The sequence below is a fragment of the Pseudoalteromonas sp. S3431 genome (assembly GCF_000690035.1).
Lineage (GTDB): Bacteria > Pseudomonadota > Gammaproteobacteria > Enterobacterales > Alteromonadaceae > Pseudoalteromonas > Pseudoalteromonas fuliginea.
In genome coordinates, this window is sequence record NZ_JJNY01000068.1 from 1 (window position 1) to 279 (window position 279).

Sequence of the window (279 nt, forward strand, 5' to 3'; positions counted from 1 at the left end):
AATGAATCACGCAAAAAGCTGAGCTATGTAGACAAAATGAAAGTAAAAATAGATAGCCCCATAGGGCGACGACAATACAGTAAGCGATTAGGCTGTATTGAGCCAGTGTTCGGAAACATTACAGTGAATAAAGGGATGAATAAATTGACCTTACGGGGTCAAACGAAAGTGAATGCGCAATGGCAACTGTATTGCCTTGTTCATAATATAGAAAAGCTGCAAAACACGATGCATTAAGAGAGGCAACCCCTTTTAAGCCAAGATAAAGCCACTGAAACA

1 protein-coding gene is annotated in these 279 nt (G+C 39.8%); it reads left to right on the plus strand.

Annotation, left to right across the window (positions count from 1 at the left end; genetic code table 11):
* Positions 1 to 237, plus strand: a 237-nt coding sequence (locus DO88_RS03835) for a transposase (RefSeq protein WP_084166037.1), incomplete at its 5' end; no start/stop codon positions are given.
* Positions 238 to 279 lie beyond the last annotated feature (42 nt).